This is a genomic window from Microbacterium sp. UCD-TDU (genome assembly GCF_000340625.1).
GTDB lineage: Bacteria > Actinomycetota > Actinomycetes > Actinomycetales > Microbacteriaceae > Microbacterium > Microbacterium maritypicum.
Window position 1 is genome coordinate 878,715 of the sequence record NZ_KB454446.1, and the last position, 25,129, is coordinate 903,843.

Below are 25,129 nucleotides of genomic sequence, written 5' to 3' on the forward strand. Positions count from 1 at the left end.
GGGCTAGTGCATGGTGGGGATGACGAAGCTGGCTCCATCGCGGATGCCCGCCGCGGGCCAGCGGCTCGTCACCGTCTTGGTCTTCGTGTAGAACCGGAAGGCGTCGGTTCCGTGCTGGTTGAGGTCGCCGAATCCGCTGCGCTTCCAGCCGCCGAACGTGTAGTACGCGATCGGGACCGGGATCGGCACGTTCACCCCGACCATCCCCACCTCGACGCGGGCGGCGAAGTCGCGGGCGGCGTCGCCGTCGCGCGTGAAGATGGCGACGCCGTTGCCGTACTCATGGTCCGAGGCCATCCGCAGCGCCTCCTCGTAGTCGGCGGCGCGGGCGATGACCAGCACGGGGCCGAAGATCTCCTCGCGGTAGATCGCCATGTCGGTGGTGACGTGGTCGAACAGGGTCGGTCCGAGATAGAAGCCCTCCTCGTGCCCTTCCACGGTGAAGCCGCGACCGTCGGCGAGGAGTGTCGCCCCCTCGTCGACGCCCTGCTGGATGTAGCCCTCGACCCGCTGGACGGCCGCCCGTGTGACCAGCGGGCCGTAGTCGACGTCGGCCGCGAGAGAGGGGCCGACGCGCAGCTGGGCGACGCGTTCGGTGAGCTTGGCGGCGAGCGCGTCGGCCGTCTCCTGTCCCACCGGGACCGCGACCGAGATGGCCATGCAGCGCTCGCCCGCCGAGCCATACCCCGAGCCGATGAGCGCGTCGACGGCCTGATCGAGGTCGGCGTCCGGCATCACGATCATGTGGTTCTTCGCACCGCCGAAGCACTGCGCGCGCTTGCCGTTCGCTGCGGCCGTCGCATAGATGTACTCGGCGATCGGGGTCGATCCGACGAAGCCCACGGCGCGGATGCGCTCGTCGGTGAGCAGTGTGTCGACCGCCTCCTTGTCGCCGTGCACGACGTTGAGGACCCCTGCGGGGAGGCCAGCTTCGAGAAAGAGCTCGGCGATGCGCACCGGCACCGAGGGGTCGCGCTCGCTGGGCTTGAGCACGACCGCGTTGCCGGCGGCGAGCGCGGGGCCGGCCTTCCACAGCGGGATCATGGCGGGGAAGTTGAACGGGGTGATCGCGGCGACGACCCCGAGCGGCTGCCGCATCGAGTAGACGTCGATGCCCGTTCCCGCGCCGGTGGAGTACTCGCCCTTGAGCAGGTGCGGAGCGCCGGCTGCGAACTCGATGACCTCGAGACCGCGCTGGATGTCGCCCTTCGCATCGTCGACCGTCTTGCCGTGCTCGCTCGCGAGCAGCTCGGCCAGTGACGTCATCTCGCGCTGCACCAGGTCGAGGAACCGCAGCAGCACGCGAGCGCGCTTCTGCGGGTTGGTCGCGGCCCACGCGACCTGCGCCTCTTCGGCGTTCGCGATCACGCGGCGCACCTCGTCGGCCGACGCGAGTGGCACGCGCGCCTGCACGGCCCCGGTGCTCGGATCGAACACGTCGGCGAAGCGACCGGAGTCGGGAGTGAGAAGCGATCCGCCCACGAAGTGCGGGATAGTACGAGTCATTGTGTGACATCCCTCCGTGCCGTCGTTGGCACATTGGGGAGTTTACTCGGAGGGCCGGATATTTACTAGGACATCCTTGTATTCCGTGCGCGCGGCGGCGTCTGCGTCGATCGCGGTTGTTCGCGCCGCGTTCACCGCCGCGTCATCTCGCCCGGGTACAACTGCAGGTGCGCGGACAGAGACTCAGACCGGATCGGGTGTCACGTCTACCGCGCACACGGTGAGCGCTCTCGCTCCCGTCGCGGCTCCACGCCGCGAGACCCCCGCCGAATCGGGTCGGCGGGGGTCCTCCTCGTGGCGGCGGGAGCGGCCGGGAGCACGCTGCATCCGAATTAGAATCGACGGTGCGCCGCCACCCTTGGCGCATCCGCTTCGACGCCCCGACCCCGGGCGCCCGTTCCCCGAGGACCCCACCATGTCCGAACCCCTCACCGTGTCCATCCGCCGCGAAGTCGACCCCGAGCGCATCGTCGAGGCGACCGCCTGGGTGCAGACGGGGGTGAACCTCGCGACGAAGTACCCGGGCTTCCTCGGCTCCGGCTGGGTGCGCGCCGGCGAGGACTCGCAGGTGTGGCACATGCTCTACCGGTTCGCGAGCGAGGACTCGCTCACCGCCTGGGAGCAGTCGGCAGAGCGGGCCTGGTGGCTGTCGATGGGCCAGGGCTTCGTGCGCAGCGAGCGCTCCAAGCGCCGCACCGGTATCGAGGGCTGGTTCGACGAGCCGACCACCGGCACGATCACGCTGCCGTCCGCCGACGGCACGACCGAGACGGTCACCGTCGCCCCCGCGCCCCCGCGGTGGAAGCAGGCGACCTCGATCTGGTTGGGCTTCTTCCCCGTGAACCTCGCGTTCACCTACGCGATGAGCCCCGTGCCGGGGTGGAACGAACTGCCGATCTGGGCGCGGGTACTGACCACCACCCTCGTGCTCACGCCGATCATGGCGTACTGGGTGCTGCCGTTCGTGACCCGGTCCCTGCGGGGCTGGCTCACCCGCTGACGGCGACGCTCAGACGGCGACGTGCCGCTCGTCCGGTCCGTCGTAGTACGACAGCGGACGGATCAGCGCGTTCGATCCGGCCTGCTCGATCACGTGCGCGGTCCACCCCGTCACCCGCGCCGCCACGAACAGCGGCGTGAAGGTCAGCGTGTCGAACCCGATCAGGTTGTAGGCCGGGCCCGAGGGGTAGTCGAGGTTCGGGTAGATGCCCTTGCGCGCCACGAACTCCGACTCGAGAGCGTCGTACAGAGCGGCGACGTCGGCACGGTCGTAGTGCGCCACGAGAGTGTCGAGGGCCGCCTTCATGGTCGGCACCCGGGAGTCGCCCTTCTTGTAGACGCGGTGTCCGAAGCCCATGATCTTGCGCTTCTCGGCGAGTGCTTTGTCGAGCCACGGCACGACGTTGTCGGCCGTGCCGATGTCGTCGAAGATGTGCAGCACGGCCTCGTTGGCCCCACCGTGCAGCGGACCCTTGAGCGCACCGATCGCGCCGACGACCGCCGAGTAGATGTCGCTCAGGGTCGAGGTGATCACGCGCGCGGTGAACGTGGAGGCGTTGAACGAGTGCTCGGCGTAGAGGATCATCGAGCGGTTGAAGGCATCCACCACGACGTCGTCCGCCTCTTCGCCGAACGTCATCCAGAGGAAGTTCGCGGAGTAGTCGAGGTCGGAGCGTGCAGCGATGATCTCCTGACCGCGACGACGACGCTGACCGTAGGCGACGATCGCGGGAAGCGCGGCGAACAGGCGGATGCTGCGCTCGAGGTTCTGCTCGGGGCTGCCGCCCGCGTCGAGCACCGAGCCGCCGGCGCCGGGGTCGGACGCGCCGATAAGGCTGACCGCGGTACGCACCTCGTCCATCGGGTGCGCATCCAGCGGGACGAGGTCGATCGCGGTCTTCACGTTGTCGGCGAGCGCCCGGTGCTTGCGCTCCTCGAGCCGGAAGGCTGCGAGCTCCTCCGGAGTGGGCAGCTCGCCGTTCCACAGCAGGTAGGCGACGGCCTCGAACGGCTGCGTGTCCGCCAGCTCCTGCACGGGGTAGCCGCGGTAGAGCAGGCTGTTCGTCTCGGGGTTGACCTTCGAGATCGCGGTCGTGTCGACGACGACGCCCGCGAGGCCCTTCTTGATGTCCGGCTCGGTCATGGTCACTCCTTCGTGATGGTGAAGTTGAAGACGCCAGAGTCGAAGTGGTTGTACGACTCGTAGTCGATCAGGTCGTAGAGATCGGCGCGGTGCTGCATCTCGTTGAGCGTGGAGGTCAGGTGCCCCTCTTCGTTCAGAGTATCCAGTGCGCGGCCTGCGGCCCCCATCGAGATGCGCAGCAGCGACACAGGCCAGATCACCAGGTTCACGCCCGCGTCACGCAGCTGGTCGACCGAGAACAGCTCGCTCTTGCCGAACTCCGTCATGTTCGCCAGGATCGGCACGTCGAGCGCCGCGGCCATGGCCTCGAACTCGGCGAGGGTGCGCATGGCCTCGGGGAACACCGCGTCGGCACCGGCGTCGACCAGCGCCTTGGCCCGGTCGATCGCGGCGTCGAGGCCCTCGACCGCGCGGATGTCGGTGCGCGCCATGATGAGGAAGTTCTCGTCGCGACGGGCGTCGGCTGCGGCACGGATGCGCTTGATCGCGGTGTTCTCATCGACCACGGCCTTGCCGTCGAGGTGGCCGCAGCGCTTCGGATTGACCTGATCCTCGATGTGCGTGCCGGCCAGGCCCGCATCTTCGAGCTCCTGGATCGTGCGGGCGACGTTCATCGGCTCGCCGAAGCCGGTGTCGGCGTCGACGATCGCGGGGAGGTCGGTCATGCGGGCGATCTGCTTCGCCCGTCCGGCCACCTCGGTGAGCGTCGTGAGGCCGATGTCGGGCAGGCCCAGGTCGGCCGAGAGCACGGCGCCGGAGATGTAGACGCCGTCGAAGCCCTTCTGCTCGATCAGGCGCGCGCTCAGCGGGTTGAACGCACCGGGGAAGCGCAGCAGCTCCCCGCTCGCGAGGCGCTCGCGGAACAGCCGGCGCTTCTCGGCGGGCGTGACGGTGGAGTACAGCATCAGAACAGTCCCGCAGGAGCAGGAGCAGCCTCGAGCAGGCCGGGCTTCGCGACGATCGAGAGCTCGCCGACCTCGGCAGCCGTCAGCTCCGGCAGGCGCTGCACGAGGGCGAGGAACCGCTCGATCTCGGCGGGCTCGAGCACGGGCTCCGCCAGCAGACGGAACTTCGCGATGTAGTTCTCACGGGCGAACGGACGAGCTCCCAGCGGGTGCGCATCCGCCACGGCGATCTCGTCGACCACGGTCGAGCCGTCGGCGAGGCGGACCTCCACACGACCGCCGAACGCCTTCTCGGCAGGGTCCTCGGAGTGGTAGCGGCGGGTCCACTCGGCGTCCTCCGCCGTGGTGATCTTGTGCCACAGCGCGACCGTGTCGGCACGGCCCGCGCGCTCGGGGGCGTAGGAGTCGACGTGGTGCCACCCGCCGTCCTGCAGGGCCACCGCGAAGATGTACGGCACCGAGTGGTCGAGCGTCTCTCGCGACGCGGTCGGGTCGTACTTCTGCGGGTCGTTCGCGCCGGAGCCGATCACGTTGTGCGTGTGGTGGCTGGTGTGGATGACGATCTGATCGATGTTCGCGGGGTCGCGCAGCGCCGGGTTCGAGGTTCCGAGCTTGCGGGCGAGGTCGATCAGCGCCTGCGCCTGGTACTCGGCCGAGTGCTCCTTCGTGTACGAGTCGAGGATCGCGCGCTTGGGCTCACCGGCGGCGGGCAGCGGCACGTCGTACGAGGCGTCCTTGCCGTCGAGCATCCAGGCGATCACGCCGTCTTCGCCTTCATAGATGGGGGCGGGGCTGGTCTGTCCGCGCATCGCCCGGTCGACGGCTTCGACGGCCATCTTGCCGGCGAAGGCCGGAGCGTGCGCCTTCCAGGTCGAGATCTCGCCCTTGCGGCTCTGGCGCGTGGCGGTCGTGGTGTGAAGGCCCTGCCCGACGGCCTGGTAGATGGTCTCGACGTCGAGGCCGAGCAGGGTGCCGATGCCGGCGGCGGCGGATGGGCCGAGGTGGGCGACGTGATCGATCTTGTGCTTGTGCAGGCAGATCGCGCGCACGAGGTCCATCTGGATCTCGTAACCGGTGGCGATGCCGCGCACGAGGGCGCGACCGTCCTTGCCGGTGTGCTGCGCGACCGCGAGGATCGGCGGGATGTTGTCGCCGGGGTGCGAGTACTCCGCGGCGAGGAACGTGTCGTGGTAGTCGAGCTCCCGCACGGCCACGCCGTTCGCCCAGGCAGCCCACTCGGGGCTGGTGCGGTGCTCGAGCGCCGCACCGAACAGGTTCGCACCGACGCCGCCGGTCGAGACGGGGTGACTGAACGCCTGGGCCCTGGCCGCGTTGATGGGCGCGCGGGTGAGGGAGGCCGCCGCCACCGAAGCGTTGTCGATGATGCGGTTGATGATCATGTCGACGACGTCCTGCTCGACCTCGACCGGGTCGGCGGCGACCTCGGCGATCTTCCAGGCGAGCTGGTCTTCCCTGGCGAGGTTCTCGTCGCTGCGGTGCACACGGACGTGGTGGGTGACGGTCATTTCTTATCCTTCACTGTTGCGGGATTCGAGGGAATCGAGGATGCCGGTGAGCGCGTTGTGCAGGTGCACGTGCGTGGCGTGGGCGGCGAGGTCGCCGTCGCGGGCGGCAAGCGCCTCGGCGATGGTGCGGTGCTCGGCGGCAGAGGCGGCGAGCCGGGCGGGCTTGTCGCGAGCCATCCTGCGCACACGCACGAGGTGGGTGCGCACGGTGCGCAGCGCCGAGGCGATGTAGTCGTTCGCCACGGCCGCGTCGAGCGCGGCGTCGAAGCGGGCGATCAGCGCGTAGTAGGCGTCACGGCCTTCGACGGCGTCGAGGTCGACGTGCGCGAACTCGTCGGCGAGTGCGGCGAACAGGGCGGCGTCTCCCCTGGTGGCGGCGAGGCGGGCTGAGCTCTCCTCGAGCGCGCGGCGGATCTCGAAGAGGGAGCGGATGTCGTCGGCATCCAGATCGGCGACCACGGTGACCCGCGGCGACTGCTGCACGACGAGCCCATCCGCGATGAGTCGACGCAGCGCTTCACGCATCGGGGTGCGGCTCACCCCCAGGCGCTCGGCCTGTTCGACCTCGCCGAGCACGAAGCCTGCCGGGAGAGTGCCGGACTGGATGTCGTCGAGCAGAGCCGCGTACGCGCGATCGCTCGCGGACGTGCGTTCCACGGCGAGGGTCATGCCCTCAGTGTATACATAAATCGGTTTCGGGGGGTCAGATCTCTTTCTGAACCGGCTTCTCGTATACATTCTCCGCACGAAGCGCCGGATCCCCCGCGGGCATCGGCTCGACGAATTCCGCCGCGACGGGCTCACCCAGCTTCACGACCACGACGCCCACGAGCACGAGCACGCCGCCGAGCGCTTGCAGCAGGTCGGGCAGCTGCCCCAGAAGCAGCCAGCCGAACAGCAGGGCCGCCACCACCTCGGCGAGCGCGACGAAGGAGGCGAGCCGCGAACCCAGCATCCGCGTGGAGGCGATGCCGAGCAGATAGGCGAGTGCGGTCGCCACGACCCCCATCGCCAGCACCGGCACGAACCAGGGCACGCTGCCGAACCGGTAGGCGATGTCGTCGGTGGTCCACGCGATCGGCAGCACGCCGATCGCACCGGCCACGGTGAGCCCGACCGCGCCGAGAAGCAGACCGCTCCCGGCGAGGGCGATGGGCGGCAGCCCCGTGTCGGCCTTGGCCGAGAGCACGAAGTAGGTCGCCGCTCCCACCATCGCCCCGAGTGCCCACAGGATACCGGGCACGTTCACGTCGGCCCCCGTGAGGATGTCGAGCATGAGCACGAGCCCGACGAAGGCGATGGCCGCACCGAGGATGCTGCGGCGGGTCGGCCGCTCACCCCTTCGCAGCCACAGCCACAGCAACACCGCGACCGGGGCGGTGTACTCGATGAGCAGAGCCAGACCCACGTCCATGACAGCGACGGCCTGGAAGTAGAAGAGCTGGGTCGCGGCGACCGCCAGCAGTCCGTAGGCGAGGATCATGCCGGCATTGCGCCGCAGCAGCACCCACCGCCCTCGGAGGGACAGGATCGTCGGGATCAGCAGCATGAGAGCGGCCACCCAGATGCGGGCGGTCACGGCGGCCCCGGGCGTCCATCCGGCATCGATGAGCCCTCGCGCCCATCCGCCCGACATGCCGAAGGCGAAGGCCGCGGCGAGCGCGAGCGGCAGCCCGAGGCGCACGCCTCGTGCGGAGGAGACCACCGTGTCACTTCTCACCTTGCTCATGATCGATGACGCTACTCGCGCGCGCTGTAAGATGTCAACATGATCTTCACCGATGACACGGAGGAGGCGCTGCGTTCCGCCGTCTGGCTCGCGAACTCCGCCGAACAGCCGGACACGCTGACCGACCTCGACGATGAACACGCCTTCCTGCGCGAGTTCCCGTACACCGGACGCCTCGACCGCGATGAGGTCGAGGTCGCCTCGCTGCGCGACCTGCGTCCGCGCCTGCGCGCCATGCTGCTGGCACCGCGTGACGAGATGGCCGCGCACGTCAACGACGCGCTCGCGGAGTCCCGGCTCACCCCGGCGCTGCGTCGGCATGACGGCTTGGACTGGCACCTGCACGCCGTCGCCGACGAGCAACCCTTCGCGGAGCGCATCCTGATCGAGACCGCGATGGCCCTGATCGACGTCATCCGCGCCGACGAGGGCTCCCGCCTCTCCGTGTGCGACGACGACACCTGCCAGTCGATCGCGCTCGACCTCTCGCGCAACCGCTCGAAGCGCTACTGCTCCACGACGTGCGCGAACCGCAACGCCGTCGCCGCGTACCGCGCGAGGCGCACCGCCGAGTGACCCGGCACTGACGCCGACGGCCCCTCCGCGCTCAGGTCGCACTTCCTGCCGGATTCTTCACGATCGGGCGGCATCAACGGCGACCGAAGCGGCAACAGGCACGCACCTCTGGACGCAACCTGTCATAACAGGTACAGTGAACTTGTCATTACAGGTTGCGCAGCGCCGCAGCACCGTTACGAGGAGCACCGATGCCCGAGTTCCACACCCCGCCGATCTCTCCGATGGCGATCGCCTTCGACGCCGAGAAGCTGACGCTCTCACCCGAGGGGCCGACCCTCACCCGGCGGATGTCCGACCTCGAGGGGCTCTTCCTCGACGCCGAGGCCTGGGCCGAAGCATCCGCCGGCGAGAACCCCGTCGTCTACACGGTCGTCAGCTCCCCCGTGCCAGAGGCCGACCGCGAGCTGCCGCAGTCGATCACCACGATCATGCCCGGCGACACCGGCGGCGAGCTCTGGATGACCAAGGGGCACCAGCACCCGAACCACCAGGGCGAGATCTACCTGGCGTTGCAGGGCCGCGGCGGCCTGCTCATGTTCGACGGCGAGCGCACCGAATGGCTCGACATGCTCCCCGGCACCATCGGCTACATCCCGCCGGGCTGGGCGCACCGCTCGGTCAACACCGGCGACGAGCCCTACGCCTTCCTCGCGGTGTATCCGGGAGGAGCAGGGCACGACTACGGCTGGGTGCTGGAGCACGGAATGGGCTCGCGTGCCTATCGCGCGGCCTCCGGCGTCGACCTGCGTCCCTACGCGGAATAGGCTCCGGCCATGATCATCGCGCACGACCTGGGCACGACCGGGAACAAGGCCTCGCTGCATCATGACGACGGCCGTCTCGTCGCCTCGGTCACCGTCCCCTACCCCGCGCACTTCGCCGCGGGCGGGGTCGCCGAGCAGAACCCTGCGGACTGGTGGAACGCGGTCGTCGCCGCCACGCGCGACCTGATCGCGCGCACCGGCACGGCCGCGACCGACATCGCCGGACTCGTGGTCAGCGGCCAGATGATGGGGGCCGTGCTGCTCGATGCCGACGGCGAACCCGCCCGTCCGGCGATCATCTGGGCCGACACCAGGGCCGGCGCCCAGCAACGCGAACTCGAGGCCGCGATCGGCGCCGAGCGTGCCTACGGCATCCTGGGGCACCGCCTCAACCCCACCTACTCGGTCGAGAAGATCATGTGGGTGCGCGACAACGAGCCCGACACCTGGGCGCGCGTGCGACGGGTGTGCGTCGCGAAGGACTTCATCGTGCTGCGCCTGACCGGACGCCTCGCGACCGACCGCTCCGATGCATCCGGCACCAACGCCTACGACCAGGCGCGCGGCACGTGGTCGGACGAGGTGCTGCAGGCCGCGCGCCTCGATCCCGCACTGTTCCCCGAGATCCTGGAATCCACGCAGATCGCCGGCATACTGACCGATGCCGCCGCCGCTGCTCTCGGACTCCACACGGGAGTGCGCGTGGTGATGGGTGGCGGCGACGGACCGCTCGCCGCCGTCGGCTCGGGTGTCGTCGCCCCGGAAGACGGTGCGTACGTGTGCCTGGGCACCTCGTCGTGGATCTCGTTCGCGGCCGACGCCCCGCTGCGCGACCCCGCGATGCGCACGTTCACGTTCGACAACGTCGTTCCCGGCTCGTTCGTGCCCACCGCCACCATGCAGGCCGGCGGCGCCTCCGTGCAGTGGATCGCCGAGGCGCTCTCCCCCGACCCCGCGCACCCCGAGACCGCGCGGCTGACGGCCGAGGCCTCCGCCGACGTCGACACCGACGACCTCTACTTCCTCCCCTACCTGCTCGGCGAACGCTCCCCGATGTGGGACCCGGATGCCCGGGGCGCGTTCGTCGGGCTGGCCCGCCACCACGGCAGGGCGCACCTCGTGCGGGCCGTGCTGGAGGGCACGGCGTTCAACCTGCTCAGCTGCATCCAGGCGTTCCGTGAATCAGGCGCCGTGATCGACCGCATCGATGCCGTCGGCGGCGGAGCCCAGAGCGACGTGTACCTCTCGGTGCTCGCCGATGTGTGGGGAGTGCCGGTGCGCCGACGCACGATCGTGGAAGAGGCGAACAGCCTCGGCGCCGCGGTCACCGCCGCGGTCGGGCTCGGACTCACCGACTTCTCTGCCGCCCGCGCCCTGAGCGAGGTCACCGCCGAGTTCACCCCGGATGCCGGGCGCCACGCCGTCTACGCCGAGCGTCACGCCCGCTTCGTCGACGCCTACACGGCCCTCGCGCCGTGGTTCGCCGGACGGCCGCGCTGATGGGCGTCATCCTCGTCACCAGCCGCTCGTTCTCGGACGGCGACCTGGATCTGGTGGAACGCGCCGCTCAGGCGGGACACCGCATCCTCCGCGGTCCGGCGCACCACGACCTCGACCAGTTGCGGTCGCTGCTGCACGGCGCCGATGCGTGGATCGCCGGCACCGGCGCGGTCACCGAGGAGCATCTCGCCGCGGCTCCGAAGCTCAAGGTCGTCGCCCGCTACGGCGTCGGCACCGAGTCGGTCGACCTGGCGGCGGCGCGAGACCGCGGCATCCCGGTGACCAACACTCCCGGCGCCAACGCCGATGCGGTGGCCGACCATGCGGTCGGGCTCATGCTCGCCGCCCTTCGCTTCGTCCCCGACGGCGACCGCCGCGTGCGCGCCGGCGACTGGGGCGTGCGTCGCGGGCGGGAGCTCGGGGCCGCCACGGTCGGGATCGTGGGCTTCGGACGGATCGGCCAGGGGGTCGCTGCGCGACTGCGCGGCTTCGGGCCGCGCGTGCTCGCCGCCGACCCGTTCCTGCCCGACGATGTGGTGCGCGCCCTCGGTGCGGAACCCGTCGCGCTCGAGGACCTGTTCCGCCGCGCCGACGTCATCACGCTGCACGCCCCCGGAGGCCAGCGGCTCGTCGACGCCGAGCGTCTGGCCGACATGCGGCCGGGAACCGTGCTGGTCAACACCGCCCGCGGCGACCTGATAGACGAAGCCTCCGTGGCACGGGCGCTGCACGACGGCATCCTCGCCGGCTACGCGGCCGACACCCTCGACGGCGACACGGCCGCACATGACAGTCCGCTGCTCGCACCTGAGCTCGCCGACCGCGTCATCGTCACCCCGCACCTGGGCGCGCAGACCACGCAGGCCGTCGACAACATGGGCTCCCTCTCGCTCGCCGACGTGATCGCCGTGCTGTCGGGTGCCGAGCCCGCCCACCCCGTGCCCAACGCCTCCATCCCCGTCCGCGACCCCGTCCCTGTTCCCGAGGAGACCCGATGACCATCGACGCCGTCCGCACAGAGGCCGCGACGCCGGCCACGGCATCCGCCGACTACATGGGGTTCGTCGGGGTGACCACCGCGTCATCGTCGATCATGAAGGTCTTCCCGCTCTGGGCCGACATCCTGGGCCTGCCGACCCGCACCCTGGTCGGCCACGACCTGCCGATGGATGCCGAGCCCGCGCAGTACCGCGCCATGGTCGAGCAGATCCGCGACGACCCGCATCACCGCGGGGCGCTCGTGACCACGCACAAGATGAACGTGTACGCCGCGGCCGCCGACCTGTTCGACGAGCTCGACCCGTTCGCGGTGTCGTGCTCCGAGATCTCCAGCATCTCCAAACGGGGCCCGGTCCTGTCGGGGCGGGCGAAGGACCCGCTCACTGTCGACCTCGCCCTGAACGACTTCCTCCCCGCCGACCACTTCGCCCGCTCGGGGGCCGCGGTCGTGATCCTCGGCGCCGGAGGCTCTGGCACCGCCCTGAGCTGGGCACTGGCCGAACGCGAAGACGCCCCGGCGAAGATCACGGTCACGGCCCGCACGCAGGACAAGCTCGATCACCTGCGCGAGGTGCACCGCCAGCACGGCACGCGCGAGGGGCTGATCGAGTACGTGGTGACCGCTTCCGCCGAAGATGCCGACGCGCTGGTGGCCGCCGCCCCCGCAGGATCGGTGATCGCCAACGCGACGGGGCTCGGCAAAGACCGGCCCGGCTCTCCTCTGACCGACGCCGTGGTGTTCCCCGAGGGCGCGTACGCGTGGGAGTTCAACTACCGCGGCACGCTCGAGTTCCTCCATCAGGCCGAGGCGCAGGCGTCCGATCGCGGGCTGCACGTGGTCGACGGCTGGCGGTATTTCATCCACGGCTGGTCGCAGGTCGTGGCCGATGTGTTCGATCTCGACCTGACGCCCGAGATCGTCGAGCGACTCGCCGAGGCCGCGGAGTCGGTGCGCTGATGTCCCCCGTCGTCCGCTCGGTGCTCGGCGACATCGCCCCGGCGCTGCTCGGGCGGGTGGACTATCACGAGCACCTGTTCCAGGTATCGCCGCTGCTCCCGGGCGACGAGCTCGACGACGAGAACGCCTCGGGCGAGGAAGCAGCCCTGCTGCAGGCGAGCGGGTTCGAGGCGATGGTGGATGCCACACCGTTCGGCCTCGCCCGCGACCCCGCAGCCCTGGCCCGGATCAGTGCGACGACCGGACTGCACATCGTCGCGACGACCGGCCGGCACCGAGAGGCGCACTACGGCGCGGACCACCCGATGCAGGTGTGGACCGCCGAGCGTCTGGCCGCCCTCTTCATCGCCGACATCACGCGCGGGATGCCCGCGGACGACGGGGAGATCTTCGAGACGCCCGAGGTGTCCCTCGCCGCAGCACCCGACGGCGGCCCCGTGCGCGCAGGTCTACTCAAGGGCGGCGCCGACTACTGGCGCATCAGTGCGTTCGAGCGCACCACCCTGATCGCCGTGGCCGAGGCGCACCGCGCGACGGGCGCTGCGGTCATGGTGCATCTGGAGTTCGGCACCGCGGCCCATGAGGTGCTCGACCTGCTCGACGCCGAGGGGGTGCCCGCTGGGCGTGTGGTGCTCGCGCACGCCGACCGCGACCCCGACCCCGGTCTGCACGTGTCGCTCGCCGAACGCGGAGCCCACCTCGGCTATGACGGCTTCGCGCGTCCACGCACCCGCTCCGACGCCGAGCTGCTCGCGCTGACCGTCGCGGTGGTGGAGCGCGGTGCCGGCGACCGGATCGTGCTCGGCGGCGACGTCGCCCGGCGCACGCGGTACATCGCCTACGGCGGCATGCCAGGACTCGCCTACCTCGGCGACCGCTACCTCCCGCGCCTGCGCGCGGCAGTGGGAGACGAGGCCGTGCACCGGATGCTCGTGACCACCCCGGCCCGCATGCTGACCCTCGCGCCCTGACCTCCTCTCCCTGCGCACGAGCATGACCATGAGCATCCGCCTCCACTCCCGACACCCCCGAGGAGACACCGTGTCCGAGCCGACCATCCTGCACGCCACCTTCACCGCCCAGCCCGGAACGGGCGACCGTGTGGCGGCCTTGTTGCGCGACTTCGCCGAGGTCGTGCGCGCCGAGGAGGGCAACATCGTCTTCGATGCGACCCGACTCGTCGACGACCCCGACCGGTTCTTCGTCTACGAGGTCTATCGCGACGAAGCGGCCTTCCAGGCGCACATCGCCGCCCCCGCCGGAGTGCCCTTCAACGCGGCGCTGCAGGAGCTGATCGTCGAACCGTCGTCGCAGCTCACCTTCCTCCGCCGCCTCTGACCTTCGACCATCACTCCCACATGAAGAAGCCCCCCACCCGAAGGTGAGGGGCTTCTTCGACGATGCGGTGTCACTCGTAGAGCACGCCCGCGATCTTCGGGTCTTCGATGTTGGTCTTGTCGTACCAGTACGAGCCGGTGTCGTAGAACTTCTCGACCGACTTGCCGTTCGCGGCGTCGTACGCGGCCTGCACGACCTGTGCGCCGATGCCGATCGGGTCCTGCGTGATCGCGCCGGCCATGGTGCCGTCCTTGATGGCGTTGATCTGCGCGGCGCCGGAGTCGAAGCCGACGATCGTGATCTTGCCCTTCTCGAGGCCCAGCTCGTTCACGGCGTTCACGACACCGATGGCGGAGCCTTCGTTGGTGCCGTAGATGCCCTTGAGGTCGGGGTGGGCCGCGATCAGGGTCTTGGCGATGTCGGCCGACTTGAGGTGGTCGCCGTCACCGTACTGGATGTCGACGATCTCGATGTCGGGGTAGTCCGCCTTGATCTTGTCGACGAAGCCGTCGCGACGCTCGACACCGGTGGAGTTGATCTGCGAGTGGCCGACGATCGCGACCTGGCCCTCGCCGCCGATCAGTTCGGCCATGTGCTCGGCGGCGAGCGCGCCGGCGACCTTGCTGTCGGTGGCCGACAGGCTGAGCCCGACATCGCCGTTGCAGGGGGCGTCGAAGTAGACCACGGGAATGTCCTTGGCCTTGGCCTGCTCGAGCGGGGCGACGCACGCCTCGGGGTCGAGGGCGGCGTAGGCGATGGCATTCGGGTTCTTGTCGATCGCTGCGGTCAGCATCTCCAGCTGCGCGGCGATCTCGGTCTCGGCGGCAGGACCCTCGAACGTGATCTTCACGCCGAGCTCCTTCGCCTTGTCCTCGGCGCCCTTCTTCACGGCCTGCCAGAACTGGTGCTGGAAGCCCTTGGAGACCATGGCGATGTACATCTCGCCATCGCTGCTGCCTCCACTGCTCGAGCCTTCCTCGATCACGTCGCCGCCACCGGCACAGCCGGCGAACACCAGTGCGGATGCGGCCATGAGGGCCACGAGTGCGGTCTTCTTCCCGAATTTCATGAAAACTCCATTGTTTGGGTACGACTCGGTTTGTTCTGTGTGGATGCCGGACGAGCCGGCGCTGTGGACATTCCAGGTGCCTGTGCGGATGTCTCCGCGGAAGCCGGCCGTGGCCGGAGGACGACGACGGGCACGGGTTTCGTCGCCGTCCAGGTCTCAGGTGCGCTGTCGGTTGCGGAGCGAGTCGAGGAAGACCGCGAGCAGCACGACCACGCCGACGACGATGTTCTGCCATTCGGGCTGGATCGACATGATGCGCAGACCGTTCACGAGCACGCTCATGATGAGGGCGCCGATCACGGTGCCGAGGATCGATCCGCGTCCGCCCAGCAGCGAGGTTCCGCCGATGATGACCGCAGCGATCGCCTGCAGCTCGTACCCGGTGCCGATCTGCGGCTGCGCCGAGTCGAGGCGGGAGGCGATGACGATGCCAGCGACGCCGGTGAACGCCCCGGCGAACATGTAGATCAGGATCGTCCAGCGGCGCGTGTTGACGCCCGAGAGGCGCGTGGCCTCTTCGTTCGAGCCGATCGCGAAGGTGTACCGGCCGAGCAGCGTCTTCGACAGCACGAGGTACGCGATGATCGCGAGCACGGCGGTGACGAGAACGGCGTTCGGGATGCCGGGGATGATCACGCCGAGGGCGATCTTCTTGAAGTCGGGGGCCGACGTCGAGAAGTAGATCGGCGCGACGCCCGAGATCACGAGGGCGAGGCCACCGGCGATCATCATCATCGCCAAGGTCGCGATGAACGGCGGGAGCCGGAGGAACGTGATGTTCACACCGTTGATCAGGCCCATCAGCACACCGGTGAGGATGCCGCCGATGACACCGACCCAGACCGGGAGCCCCATATTCGTCACGAACACACCCGTCATCACGGCGCACAGCGCCATGCCGGTGCCGATCGACAGGTCGATGCCTCCGGTGATGATGACGAAGGTGGTGCCGAGGGCGAGGATGCCGATGACGGCGGTCGACAGCAGCACCGTGGCGATGTTGCTGAAGGTGAAGAAGTTGGGGCTGGCGATCGAGAAGAAGATGATCAGCACGATGAGCGTGCCGAACGCCAGCGACTGCTGGAACTGCCGCTTCAGGAACGCGCCGACGTCTCTCTTGTCGGTGTTCTCGTTCACGGCGGTCTGGATGATCGTCGTCGTCGACGATCCGGGCTGCTGCGGAGCGCTCATCAGTCTTCCTCCCCGTGGGCTGCGAGTTGCATGATCTTCTCCTGGCTTGCTTCCTCGTTGCGGAGCGTCCCGGTGATGCGGCCGTTGGCGAAGACCGCGATGCGGTTCGCCACACGGAGGATCTCCGGGAGCTCGGATGAGATGACGATGATGGATTTGCCTGCGTCAGCGAGCTGCTGCATGAGGCGGTAGATCTCCTCTTTCGCGCCGACGTCGATCCCTCGGGTCGGCTCGTCGAAGATGAGGATGTCGCAGTCGCGCATCAGCCACCGGGCGATGACGACCTTCTGCTGGTTCCCTCCGGAGAGGAGCTTGACGACCTGGTTGACCGAGGGGGTCTTCACGCGCAGCTGCTGCACGTACTCCTTGGTGCGGTTCTTCGCCTTGCTGTCGCCCATCCAGCCGATCGCGTTGGCGTAGGAGCCGAGCGAGGCGAGCACGGTGTTGAACGTCACATCCTGCTCGAGCATGAGGCCCAGGAGCTTGCGGTCCTCCGAGAGGTATCCGACGCCGTGCTGCACGGCGTCGGCTGGTTGAGCGATCCGCACTGTGCGACCGTCGATCGCGATCGTGCCGCTGTCGCGGTGGTCGGCGCCGATCACGGCACGCGCGGTCTCGGTGCGTCCGGCGCCCATGAGCCCGGCGAAGCCGAGGATCTCGCCCTTGTGCAACTGGAACGAGACGTCTTTCAGGAGGTTCTTGGTCGACAGACCCTGCACCTCAAGGACAACGGGATCGTTCGCGTGCTCTCGGGCCTGCGGACGGGTCCCCTCGTCGATCACACGTCCGACCATCATCTCGATGATCGTCGGGATGGTGATCTCGGACCTGTCGAGTGATCCGATGTATGTGCCGTCACGGAGGACGGTCACCCGGTCGGCCAGACGGCGCAGCTCGTCCATGCGGTGCGAGATGTAGACGATCCCCGTGCCGCGCGCCTTGAGCTGCTCGATCAGCACGAAGAGCGTCTCGACCTCGGTGTCGGTGAGGGCGGAGGTCGGCTCGTCCATGATGAGCACCTTGGCGTTGAATGACAGCGCCTTGGCGATCTCGACCATCTGCTGCTCGGCCACCGTGAGCTCGCCGACGAGCTGCCGGGGGTTCAGATGGATGTCCAGGCGCTGCAGCAGTTCCGCGGTCTGCGCGTTCAGCTTGCGCTCCGACAGGAACGGCCCGGTGGTGGGCTCTCGCCCCACGTAGATGTTCTGAGCCACGGTCAGATCGGGCATCAGGTTGAGCTCCTGATGGATGATCGTGATGCCGAGCTCCTGCGCCTGGAGGGGGCTGGTGAGCTCCACCTCCTGACCCTCGAACGTGATCGTGCCCTCGTCCTTGGTGTAGATCCCGGAGAGGATCTTCATCAGCGTCGACTTTCCCGCGCCGTTCTCGCCCACGAGCACGAGCACCTCGCCGGCGTGCACCTCGAGGTGCACGTCCTTCAGCGCCTGCACGCCGGGGAATCCCTTGCTGATCCCCTCGACCCGGAGGATGGGTCCACTCATGCGCTCACCTGCTTCCTTGAAGGTTCTGCTTCGATGTCGGCGGATCATTCCGCCGCAAACATCGGATCAATTCTGCGTCCTGCGCCATGGCCAGCGCAAGTTGTATCTAAATGTATCTAAGGTCGGAGAGATTGGGAAGACCTGTAATGACATCTTGATCTTCCGCTCCCCTTCCCCCGGGATTCCGATCAGTGGAGGCGGATCGAATCGACCGCGACGAGCTTGTCGCGGATGTACGCGTTGGCGTGCGCGCCGAGCTCGTCGTTGTCGTTCCAGAGGTTCCGCCAGATGCCGAGCATGCGACTGAGGTCAGGCGCGACGACCGCCGAGGAGAACGACTCGAACACGATCGGGCCGTTGTAGCCGATGCGCCCGAGCGCCTTGAAGAAGGTGTCGAAGTCGACCGTTCCGGTGCCGAGGTAGCCGCGGTGGCTCTCCCCGATGTGCACGTAGCGCAACGCCGGTGCCGCATCGAGAACGGGCGTGAACATATCCGACTCCTCGATGTTCATGTGATACGTGTCGATGTGGATCCCGAGATTCGGGCGATCCACCTCGGCGATGTAGGCGAGGGCCTGTCGTGCGGTGTTGAGCACGTTCGTCTCGTAGCGGTTCACGACCTCGAGCGAGACCGACACCCCGCGCACGGCCGCATGATCGGCCACCCGTGCGATCGCGGCCTTGCTGCTCGCGAGACCCTCAGGTGTCACGGGCTCCATGTACTTCTTCATGGCGCTGTAGATCACCCCGCAGAAATGCTCTCCGCCGAGGTCGGCGAGCACGTCGACGGCCTTGATCAGAAGCGCTTCGCCCGCCGCCGCGACCGCCGGGTCGGCGCTGGTGACATCGGTCTCCTCGTAGAGTCCGAGCGAAGCACTGACGGCGAGGTCGTACTCCTCCAACGCGTCCTTCGCGACGGAGACGTCGAACGTGAACGGATCCATGAGCGGGAACTCGATGAGATCGAACCCCGCCTCCCTGGTCTTGTGCACAGCCAGACGGATGCCCTCGGCATCGAAGTTCCCCGTCCAGACGAGCCCGTGGCAGCCGATGTTCATGAGACCTCTCGCAGCGGGTGTGCGGCACCGTCGCCGTCCCGGAGTTGGCACGTTGCAACTCCGGCGTGCGAGTCACGCTACGTCGGTCGCCCGACCCCTGTCAAGAACTTTCTTGGCACGTTGCAAGTCCTCCGATATCCTGATGCCGCCGACGCCGTCAGGAACCCCGATCGACGCGGCCCGACCAAGGAGCCCCATGCCCGCGAGCGTCAAGGACGTCGCCGCCCTCGCCGGAGTCTCCTCCTCCACCGTCTCGAACTACCTCAACCACCCGCACGTGCTCGGAGCAGCGAGCCGCGAACGGGTGCGGTCGGCGATCGAGCAGCTCGGTTTCGTGCCCAACGAGTCGGCTCGGCAGCTGCGTGCGGGATCGAGCAAGGCGCTCGCCCTCATCCTGCTCGACGCCTGGCTGCCCTACTTCCACGACCTCTCCCGCGGGGTCGAAGACGTCGCCCGCGAGGGCGGCTGGTCGCTGTTCTTCAGCAACAGCAACCGCGACGACGCACAGGAGCGGCGCAACCTCGACATGTTCGAGGCGCACCGGGTGCAGGGCATCGTCATCTACCCGCTCGGCGACGTGGTGCCGCGCCTGGAAGCCCTGGCCGATCGGGGCATCCGCTCGGTCGTGGTGGGCCCGATCCCCGACTCCTCGAAGGTCGCATCCGTGCTGTTCGACGACCGCGACGGCGGGCGACTCGCGGGAGAGCATCTCGTGACACTCGGCCGGCGGCGCATCCTGTTCCTCGGCAATCCCGCGGTGAGCCAGTCGAACGACCGTCTGGCAGGGCTCCGGGAAGCGGTCTCAGGGACCGCGGCGACCGTGACGACGATCGAGGTGCCGCACCTGGCCACGGAGGACGGGCTCCTCGCCGGCGAGCAGATCATCGCGATGCCCGCCGCCGAGCGCCCCGACGCCGTGTTCGCGGCGAACGACATGGTGGCGGTCGGCGTGCTCACGCAGCTGCTGCGCCACGGCGTCAGGGTGCCGGAGGAGATCGCGCTCGTCGGCTTCGACGACGTCGCCCAGGCGCACCAGAGCGTCGTTCCGCTCACGAGCGTGCGGCAGCCCGGCTACGAGATCGGCCGCGCCGCGGGAGCAGCGCTCCTGCAGCAGCTCGCCGACCCCAGCGCACCGCCGCCCGCGACGACGCCGTTCCCCGCCGAGCTCATCGTGCGGGAGTCGACCGTCGGGCGCTGATGCGCTCGGTCTCGGCCCGCCGCCGTAGACGACCTTCCGCCGCAGGCGGGGGGGGAACTCAGGCCGCCGGGATGAGCCCTTCCGCGGCCAGGTTCTCCCACAGCCCTGCCGGGATCTCGAGCGCGGCGTACTCCGCGTTCTGCTGCAGCTGTGCCGGGCGGCTGCCGCCCACCACCACGGAGCGCACGACGTCGGACTGCAGGGGGAACTGGATGGCCGCAGCGGGCAGCGGCACACCGTGATCGGCGCACACGGCAGCGATGCGCACGAGCCTGTCCCACAGCTCGTCGGGGAGCTGTCCGTACTCGTAGCGCCCGTCGCGGCGTGGCTCACTCGATGCGAGCAGCCCCGAGTTGAAGACGGACGCCGCCACGATCCCGGTTGCGGTCTCACGACAGGCGGGGAGCACATCGACGGCGGCAGGCTGCTCGAGCAGCGTGTACCGGCCGGCCACCATGATCAGGTCGAGGTCGGCGGCACGCACGGCTGCGGCGAGAGCATCCGACACCATCGAGCCGATGCCGATCGCGGTGATCTCGCCGTCGGCACGCAGCTGCTCCATCGCGGGCAGGGCTTCGGCGAGCGCGAGGTCGAGGTCGTGCCGCTCGGGGTCGTGCAGGTAGAGCAGATCGATGCGTTCGATGCCGAGCCGTTCGCGAGACTCGTCGACGCTCGCGCGGATGCCCGCCTCCGAGAGGTCCCACACGCGCTGCAGGTCGTCCGGCACGTGGAAGTCGTTCGCGGTGTCGAGGCCGCCGGAGTGGTCGGGGTTCGGCCGCAGCAGGCGCCCGGCCTTGGTCGAGAGCACGTACTGGTCGCGCGGCTTGGTCTGCAGGAACGCCCCGAGCCTGCGCTCCGACAGCCCCAGACCGTAGTGCGGCGCGGTGTCGTAGAAGCGGATGCCGCTCTCCCACGCGGCATCCAGCACGGCCCACGCCTCGTCGTCGCTGAGCGGACGGAACAGGTTGCCCACGTTCGCGGCGCCGTACCCGAGGGCGGGAACCTCCAGGCGGTCGCGCACTCCCCCGCGATCAGGCACCGACATGTGCACCCGTCCAGGTGTAGGTCGCGATGCTGTCGGCCTTCATCTCCATACCCGTTCCCGGCGCGGTCGGCGCCATGTACGAGCCGCCCTGGATGTCGGTGGGCACGACGAAGTGCTCGTGCAGGTGGTCGACGAACTCGATCATGCGGCCCTCGCGGGTGCCGGTGACCGCGACGAAGTCGAACATCGACAGGTGCTGCACAGCCTCGCACAGGCCGACACCACCGGCGTGCGGGCAAACGGGCACGCCGAACTTGGCGGCGAGCAGCAGGTTCGCGATGTTCTCGTTCACCCCGGCCACGCGCACGGCGTCGATCTGCATGACCGAGATGGCGTCGGCCTGCAGCAGCTGCTTGAAGATGACGCGGTTCTGCGCGTGCTCACCCGTCGCGACGCGGATGGGCGCGACACCCCTGGCGATCTCGGCGTGGCCGAGCACGTCGTCGGGGCTCGTGGGCTCCTCGATCCAGGCGGGATGGAACTCGGCGAGCGCGTTCACCCACTCGATCGCCTCCGACACCTCCCAGCGCTGGTTGGCGTCGATCGCGATGGGGAAGTCGGGTCCGCACACCTCCCGCGCCTTGCGGAAGCGGCGGATGTCGTCATCGAGGTCGGCGCCGACCTTGAGCTTGATCTGGGTGAAGCCGTCGGCCATGGCCTCGCGGGCGAGGCGTTCGAGCTTCTCGTCGGAGTAGCCGAGCCAGCCGGGGCTCGTGGTGTAGCCGGGGTATCCGGTGGCCAGCAGCTGCTGCTCGCGCTCAGCTCGTCCTGGTTCGGCAGCGCGCAGGATCTCGAGGGCGTCTTCGGGGGTGAGGGCGTTGGTGAGGTAGCGGAAGTCGACCAGGTCGACGAGTTCCTCCGGCGTCATGCGGGCGAGCAGCTGCCAGAGCGGAAGCCCCGCGCGCTTGGCCTTGATGTCCCACAGCGCGTTGATGACCGCGCCGATGGCCATGTGCATGACCCCCTTCTCGGGGCCGAGCCAGCGCAGCTGCGAGTCGCCGATGATGTCGCGGAACGTGCCGCCCATGTCGTCGAGCAGCGGCTCGATCTCGCGCCCGACGAGGTGCCCGGCGAGCGCGTCGATCGCCGCGACCTGCACGTCGTTGCCTCGGCCGATCGTGAAGACGAACGCGTGCCCCTCGATGTCGTCGTCGGCGTCGGTTCGCACGATGACGTACGCGGCCGAGTAGTCGGGGTCGGGGTTCATCGCGTCCGACCCGTCCAGGCTCAGGGACGTGGGGAAGCGGATGTCGGTGGTGTCGAGGGCGACGATACGGCTCACGGGATTCCTCTCCATGCACGGGTGATTTCTTCCGTGCGGATCTCTTGGAGTGTAAACATCCGATGTCTATACTGTCAACGAGACCGGCCGCCTCATCGCGGCCTCCCGACCGATCAGGAGAAACATGAAGTTCGCGCGGCTCGGCACCCCCGGGAATGAGATCCCCGTCCTCGTGGAGGGCGACCGATACCTCGACCTCCGCTCCGTAACATCCGACGTGAACGGCGATTTCCTCGAGAGCGACTTCGTCGCCCGGGTCACGGCCGCGCGTGAAGGCGGAGAGCTCCCCGAGCTCGCGGACGCCGCATCGATGCGCATCGGCGCCCCGATCGCCCGCCCGAGCGCCGTGATCTGCATCGGCATGAACTACGCGGCCCACGCGGCCGAGTCCGGCTCGGAGCCGCCCACCATCCCGATCCTCTTCCTCAAGACCCCGAACACGGTCGTCGGCCCGAACGACACGGTCACGATCCCGCGAGGCAGCGAGAAGACCGACTGGGAGGTCGAGCTCGGCATCGTCATCGGCACCCGCACCGCCTATCTCGACAGTCCCGAGGAGTCGCTCGCGCACGTCGCCGGTTTCGTCGCCGCGAACGACGTCTCCGAGCGCGACTTCCAGATGACGGTCTCCGGCGGCCAGTGGTCCAAGGGGAAGATCGCGCCCGGCTTCAACCCGACCGGCCCCTGGCTCGTCACCCCCGACGAGGTCGACCACCACGCGCTCGGACTTCGCAGCTTCGTGAACGGCGAGCCGCGGCAGGACTCGAACACGAGCGACATGATCTTCACGGTCGAGCACATCGTGCACCACCTGTCGCAGTACGTGACGCTCGAACCGGGCGACCTGATCCTCACCGGTACCCCGCAGGGCGTCGCCCTCTCGGGGAAGTACCCGTACCTCGCCGCGGGCGACGTGGTCGAGATCGAGATCGACGGCCTCGGCCGTCAGCGACAGGAGTTCGTGGCATGGGAGGCCCAGAAGTGAGCGCACTGCAGGGACTGGTGGCGATCGTCACCGGCGGAGCATCCGGAATCGGCGCGGCGATCGCGCGGCGCCTGCACGCCGACGGCGCGACCATCGCGGTGCTCGACCGCGACACCGCAGCGGCCGACCCCGCCTTCGCCGCCTTCACCGCAGACGTCTCCGACCGCGCGAGCGTCAACGCGGCGGTGGCCGCCGTGGCCGAGAGGTTCGGGCGCATCGACATCGTCGTCAACAACGCCGGCATCGGCGCGCAGGGCGACATCACCGCGAACGACGACGACGAGTGGGCGCGAGTGCTCTCCGTCAACGTCACCGGTATCGCCCGTGTCACCTCGGCAGCCCTCCCGTGGCTGCGGAAGTCCCCGTCGGCGGCGGTGTGCAACACGGCATCCATCGCATCGACCACCGGACTGCCGCAGCGCGCGCTCTACAGCGCGTCGAAGGGTGCCGTCTCCGCCCTCACCCGCGCGATGGCCGCCGACCACCTGCGCGAGGGGATCCGTGTGAACGCGGTCAACCCGGGCACGGCCGACACTCCGTGGGTGGGACGCCTGCTCGACTCGGCCACCGACCCCGCCGCCGAGCGTGCGGCCCTCGAGGCACGCCAGCCCCACGGGCGACTGGTCAGCCCCGACGAGGTCGCCGCGGCTGTCGCCTACCTCGTGAGCCCCGCTGCGGGCTCGACCACCGGAACCTTCATCGAGGTCGACGGCGGCATGGCCCAGCTGCGCCTGCGCGCGGAGTAGCCCCCGCTTCCTCCTTCCGGTCGCAGTTGACGCCGCATCCGACGTGCGGGGACGGCAGCAACTGCGACCGGAACGCCGGTCAGACGGCGCTCAGCCGCGGTGGCCGCGGAGCCAGCTCCGGAGACCGGAGCGCGGAGCCTCGTCCGTCTGCAGCAGCCGCGGCCGATCGGTGCGGTAGAACTGCTCGGCGTTGCGCCACAGAAGCGCATCGAGGTCATGCCCTCGCGTCTCCGCCCAGGCGATGACGGCGTCGGCCCAGCGCGACCGCGCGGTGGGCTGGTACGTCGCGGCCCCATCCTCCGGCGCATGCGGGTCGCCGGCCTCGGCCGGACCGATCACGGAGACGGGCCAGTCGCTCCCCCACATCAGCCGCTCGACGCCGAAGGCATCCGCCGCCACGTCGAGGAACGGCTCCAGCTGCTCGGCGCTCCAGTCGCCGCCTGCCTCTCCCGGCAGCCCCGAGAGTTTGCAGAAGGCGTTCGCATGCCGCGCCAGCTCGGTGAGGTCGCGCGCCCACTCCGCGGACGGTGCGAGCGGGGACGCCGCTGTGCCGACGGCGGGCTTTCCGAGGTGATCGAGCACGAGCCGCAGCTCGGGGATGGCTCCGGCCAGGCGGGCGATGTCTGGCAGCTGGTTCTCGCGCACGCAGACGTCGAAGCTCAGGTCACGAGCGGCGACCTCCCTGGCACCGGTCACGAACGCCGCCGAGACCGCGAGTCCGTCCGGCTCCCCCTGCAGGTTGTGCCGCACGCCCACGACCAGTGGTTCGGCCTGGAGTCCCTCCAGATGCGCGACCGTGTCGGTCCCCCTGTCGAGGCGGATGCCCGCGACGATCCCGACGATGCCGAGCGCGGGGGCGAGGCCTGCGACCCAGTCCACCTCGGCGAGGAAGTCGTCTTCGATCGTTTCCGCCTGCACGAACACCGACTTCTCCGGCTCGGCCAGGCCCAGGCGGGCATGCTCGAGCTCGAGGTCGGCGAACCGATAGGCCATCGGCCCTTCGAGCCAGGTGTACGTCAGAACCTCCGGATCCCAGAGGTGCAGATGTGAATCGAGAACGCGCATGGCTCCATCCTGCCGGAGACATCCGATCAATCGCTAGGATG

General features: G+C 69.1%; 24 protein-coding genes. 11 read left to right on the plus strand and 13 right to left on the minus strand.

Features of this window, described 5'->3' with window-relative positions; all coding sequences use genetic code 11:
- Positions 1-3: 3 nt before the first annotated feature.
- On the minus strand, positions 4-1,506 hold the full coding sequence (locus D514_RS27130) for a CoA-acylating methylmalonate-semialdehyde dehydrogenase (RefSeq protein ID WP_031205710.1): 1,503 nt from the start codon (positions 1,504-1,506) through the stop codon (positions 4-6).
- Between the two features lie 415 nt (positions 1,507-1,921).
- Between D514_RS27130 and D514_RS27135 the strand changes: the two genes are divergently transcribed.
- Positions 1,922-2,506, plus strand: a complete 585-nt coding sequence (locus tag D514_RS27135) for an antibiotic biosynthesis monooxygenase (RefSeq protein ID WP_017829478.1) — start codon at positions 1,922-1,924, stop codon at positions 2,504-2,506.
- A 9-nt stretch (positions 2,507-2,515) separates the two neighbouring features.
- Here the strand turns inward: D514_RS27135 and D514_RS27140 are convergent, their stop codons facing one another.
- From D514_RS27140 to D514_RS27160, 5 genes are read right to left on the minus strand one after another with little or no spacing between them, the layout of a single operon-like run.
- Positions 2,516-3,649: a bifunctional 2-methylcitrate synthase/citrate synthase gene (locus D514_RS27140; RefSeq protein ID WP_017829479.1), complete on the minus strand. Its 1,134-nt coding sequence runs from the start codon at positions 3,647-3,649 to the stop codon at positions 2,516-2,518.
- Between the two features lie 2 nt (positions 3,650-3,651).
- Entirely contained in the window at positions 3,652-4,554 is a 903-nt protein-coding gene (prpB, locus tag D514_RS27145; protein WP_017829480.1) for a methylisocitrate lyase, read from the minus strand.
- The gene (locus D514_RS27150) at positions 4,554-6,080 is read right to left on the minus strand and encodes an MmgE/PrpD family protein (RefSeq protein ID WP_017829481.1); all 1,527 of its coding nucleotides are present in this window, start codon (positions 6,078-6,080) and stop codon (positions 4,554-4,556) included. The genes prpB and D514_RS27150 overlap by 1 nt, the downstream gene beginning before the upstream one ends.
- A 3-nt stretch (positions 6,081-6,083) precedes the next feature.
- Positions 6,084-6,749, minus strand: coding sequence for a GntR family transcriptional regulator (locus tag D514_RS27155; protein ID WP_017829482.1), 666 nt, complete (start codon positions 6,747-6,749; stop codon positions 6,084-6,086).
- 34 nt (positions 6,750-6,783) lie between these two features.
- Positions 6,784-7,809 (minus strand): DMT family transporter, encoded by a 1,026-nt coding sequence (locus D514_RS27160; protein WP_017829483.1) that lies wholly within the window; start codon positions 7,807-7,809, stop codon positions 6,784-6,786.
- Positions 7,810-7,848: 39 nt separating this feature from the next.
- On the opposite strand from D514_RS27160, the gene D514_RS27165 reads away from it, so the two are divergent.
- The 7 genes from D514_RS27165 to D514_RS27195 all read left to right on the plus strand — a co-directional run bounded on the left by D514_RS27165 (position 7,849) and on the right by D514_RS27195 (position 13,947).
- On the plus strand, positions 7,849-8,385 hold the full coding sequence (locus D514_RS27165; protein WP_017829484.1) for a CGNR zinc finger domain-containing protein: 537 nt from the start codon (positions 7,849-7,851) through the stop codon (positions 8,383-8,385).
- A gap of 191 nt (positions 8,386-8,576) precedes the next feature.
- Entirely contained in the window at positions 8,577-9,152 is a 576-nt protein-coding gene (locus D514_RS27170) for a glucose-6-phosphate isomerase family protein (protein WP_017829485.1), read from the plus strand.
- A 9-nt stretch (positions 9,153-9,161) separates the two neighbouring features.
- Positions 9,162-10,652: a xylulokinase gene (gene xylB / locus D514_RS27175; RefSeq protein WP_017829486.1), complete on the plus strand. Its 1,491-nt coding sequence runs from the start codon at positions 9,162-9,164 to the stop codon at positions 10,650-10,652.
- Entirely contained in the window at positions 10,628-11,650 is a 1,023-nt protein-coding gene (locus D514_RS27180) for a phosphoglycerate dehydrogenase (protein WP_017829487.1), read from the plus strand. Before xylB ends, D514_RS27180 begins: the two co-directional genes overlap by 25 nt.
- Positions 11,647-12,609 carry a shikimate dehydrogenase gene (locus tag D514_RS27185; RefSeq protein WP_017829488.1) on the plus strand — a complete coding sequence of 321 codons (963 nt, stop codon included), beginning with the start codon at positions 11,647-11,649 and terminating at the stop codon, positions 12,607-12,609. The genes D514_RS27180 and D514_RS27185 overlap by 4 nt, the downstream gene beginning before the upstream one ends.
- Positions 12,609-13,580: a phosphotriesterase gene (locus tag D514_RS27190; protein ID WP_017829489.1), complete on the plus strand. Its 972-nt coding sequence runs from the start codon at positions 12,609-12,611 to the stop codon at positions 13,578-13,580. Before D514_RS27185 ends, D514_RS27190 begins: the two co-directional genes overlap by 1 nt.
- A gap of 70 nt (positions 13,581-13,650) precedes the next feature.
- A complete protein-coding gene (locus D514_RS27195) occupies positions 13,651-13,947 on the plus strand; it encodes a putative quinol monooxygenase (protein ID WP_031205714.1) in 297 nt (98 codons plus the stop codon).
- A 70-nt stretch (positions 13,948-14,017) separates the two neighbouring features.
- Here the strand turns inward: D514_RS27195 and D514_RS27200 are convergent, their stop codons facing one another.
- From D514_RS27200 to D514_RS27215, 4 genes are all read right to left on the minus strand, one after another.
- Positions 14,018-15,016 carry an ABC transporter substrate-binding protein gene (locus D514_RS27200; protein ID WP_017829491.1) on the minus strand — a complete coding sequence of 333 codons (999 nt, stop codon included), beginning with the start codon at positions 15,014-15,016 and terminating at the stop codon, positions 14,018-14,020.
- 156 nt (positions 15,017-15,172) lie between these two features.
- Complete coding sequence (locus D514_RS27205; protein ID WP_017829492.1) at positions 15,173-16,207, minus strand: ABC transporter permease; 1,035 nt, start codon at positions 16,205-16,207, stop codon at positions 15,173-15,175.
- On the minus strand, positions 16,207-17,709 hold the full coding sequence (locus D514_RS27210; RefSeq protein WP_017829493.1) for a sugar ABC transporter ATP-binding protein: 1,503 nt from the start codon (positions 17,707-17,709) through the stop codon (positions 16,207-16,209). Before D514_RS27210 ends, D514_RS27205 begins: the two co-directional genes overlap by 1 nt.
- 188 nt (positions 17,710-17,897) lie before the next feature.
- On the minus strand, positions 17,898-18,767 hold the full coding sequence (locus D514_RS27215; protein WP_017829494.1) for a sugar phosphate isomerase/epimerase: 870 nt from the start codon (positions 18,765-18,767) through the stop codon (positions 17,898-17,900).
- 196 nt (positions 18,768-18,963) lie between these two features.
- On the opposite strand from D514_RS27215, the gene D514_RS27220 reads away from it, so the two are divergent.
- The gene (locus D514_RS27220; RefSeq protein WP_017829495.1) at positions 18,964-19,965 is read left to right on the plus strand and encodes a LacI family DNA-binding transcriptional regulator; all 1,002 of its coding nucleotides are present in this window, start codon (positions 18,964-18,966) and stop codon (positions 19,963-19,965) included.
- A 58-nt stretch (positions 19,966-20,023) separates the two neighbouring features.
- Here D514_RS27220 and D514_RS27225 read toward each other — a convergent pair whose 3' ends face one another.
- Together D514_RS27225 and D514_RS27230 are read right to left on the minus strand one after the other, a co-directional pair.
- On the minus strand, positions 20,024-21,010 hold the full coding sequence (locus D514_RS27225) for an aldo/keto reductase (RefSeq protein ID WP_017829496.1): 987 nt from the start codon (positions 21,008-21,010) through the stop codon (positions 20,024-20,026).
- The gene (locus D514_RS27230) at positions 20,997-22,292 is read right to left on the minus strand and encodes an L-fuconate dehydratase (protein ID WP_017829497.1); all 1,296 of its coding nucleotides are present in this window, start codon (positions 22,290-22,292) and stop codon (positions 20,997-20,999) included. The genes D514_RS27225 and D514_RS27230 overlap by 14 nt, the downstream gene beginning before the upstream one ends.
- A gap of 124 nt (positions 22,293-22,416) precedes the next feature.
- On the opposite strand from D514_RS27230, the gene D514_RS27235 reads away from it, so the two are divergent.
- Positions 22,417-23,277 (plus strand): fumarylacetoacetate hydrolase family protein, encoded by an 861-nt coding sequence (locus tag D514_RS27235; protein ID WP_017829498.1) that lies wholly within the window; start codon positions 22,417-22,419, stop codon positions 23,275-23,277.
- A complete protein-coding gene (locus D514_RS27240) occupies positions 23,259-24,023 on the plus strand; it encodes an SDR family NAD(P)-dependent oxidoreductase (RefSeq protein WP_031205716.1) in 765 nt (254 codons plus the stop codon). Before D514_RS27235 ends, D514_RS27240 begins: the two co-directional genes overlap by 19 nt.
- A gap of 90 nt (positions 24,024-24,113) precedes the next feature.
- On the opposite strand, the gene D514_RS27245 is transcribed toward D514_RS27240, so the two are convergent.
- Entirely contained in the window at positions 24,114-25,088 is a 975-nt protein-coding gene (locus tag D514_RS27245; protein ID WP_017829500.1) for an amidohydrolase, read from the minus strand.
- Between the last annotated feature and the right edge of the window lie 41 nt (positions 25,089-25,129).

Excerpts from the sequence above, each read along its gene's own strand:
- D514_RS27200 (WP_017829491.1), bottom strand. The coding sequence starts at position 15,016 with ATGAAATTCGGGAAGAAGACCGCACTCGTGGCCCTCATGGCCGCATCC.
- D514_RS27225 (WP_017829496.1), bottom strand. The coding sequence starts at position 21,010 with ATGTCGGTGCCTGATCGCGGGGGAGTGCGCGACCGCCTGGAGGTTCCC.
- D514_RS27220 (WP_017829495.1), top strand. The coding sequence starts at position 18,964 with ATGCCCGCGAGCGTCAAGGACGTCGCCGCCCTCGCCGGAGTCTCCTCC.
- D514_RS27130 (WP_031205710.1), bottom strand. The coding sequence starts at position 1,506 with ATGACTCGTACTATCCCGCACTTCGTGGGCGGATCGCTTCTCACTCCC.
- xylB (WP_017829486.1), top strand. The coding sequence starts at position 9,162 with ATGATCATCGCGCACGACCTGGGCACGACCGGGAACAAGGCCTCGCTG.
- D514_RS27205 (WP_017829492.1), bottom strand. The coding sequence starts at position 16,207 with ATGAGCGCTCCGCAGCAGCCCGGATCGTCGACGACGACGATCATCCAG.
- D514_RS27140 (WP_017829479.1), bottom strand. The coding sequence starts at position 3,649 with ATGACCGAGCCGGACATCAAGAAGGGCCTCGCGGGCGTCGTCGTCGAC.
- D514_RS27240 (WP_031205716.1), top strand. The coding sequence starts at position 23,259 with ATGGGAGGCCCAGAAGTGAGCGCACTGCAGGGACTGGTGGCGATCGTC.
- D514_RS27245 (WP_017829500.1), bottom strand. The coding sequence starts at position 25,088 with ATGCGCGTTCTCGATTCACATCTGCACCTCTGGGATCCGGAGGTTCTG.
- D514_RS27210 (WP_017829493.1), bottom strand. The coding sequence starts at position 17,709 with ATGAGTGGACCCATCCTCCGGGTCGAGGGGATCAGCAAGGGATTCCCC.
- D514_RS27160 (WP_017829483.1), bottom strand. The coding sequence starts at position 7,809 with ATGAGCAAGGTGAGAAGTGACACGGTGGTCTCCTCCGCACGAGGCGTG.
- D514_RS27165 (WP_017829484.1), top strand. The coding sequence starts at position 7,849 with ATGATCTTCACCGATGACACGGAGGAGGCGCTGCGTTCCGCCGTCTGG.
- prpB (WP_017829480.1), bottom strand. The coding sequence starts at position 4,554 with ATGCTGTACTCCACCGTCACGCCCGCCGAGAAGCGCCGGCTGTTCCGC.
- D514_RS27155 (WP_017829482.1), bottom strand. The coding sequence starts at position 6,749 with ATGACCCTCGCCGTGGAACGCACGTCCGCGAGCGATCGCGCGTACGCG.
- D514_RS27150 (WP_017829481.1), bottom strand. The coding sequence starts at position 6,080 with ATGACCGTCACCCACCACGTCCGTGTGCACCGCAGCGACGAGAACCTC.
- D514_RS27190 (WP_017829489.1), top strand. The coding sequence starts at position 12,609 with ATGTCCCCCGTCGTCCGCTCGGTGCTCGGCGACATCGCCCCGGCGCTG.
- D514_RS27185 (WP_017829488.1), top strand. The coding sequence starts at position 11,647 with ATGACCATCGACGCCGTCCGCACAGAGGCCGCGACGCCGGCCACGGCA.
- D514_RS27135 (WP_017829478.1), top strand. The coding sequence starts at position 1,922 with ATGTCCGAACCCCTCACCGTGTCCATCCGCCGCGAAGTCGACCCCGAG.
- D514_RS27235 (WP_017829498.1), top strand. The coding sequence starts at position 22,417 with ATGAAGTTCGCGCGGCTCGGCACCCCCGGGAATGAGATCCCCGTCCTC.
- D514_RS27170 (WP_017829485.1), top strand. The coding sequence starts at position 8,577 with ATGCCCGAGTTCCACACCCCGCCGATCTCTCCGATGGCGATCGCCTTC.
- D514_RS27215 (WP_017829494.1), bottom strand. The coding sequence starts at position 18,767 with ATGAACATCGGCTGCCACGGGCTCGTCTGGACGGGGAACTTCGATGCC.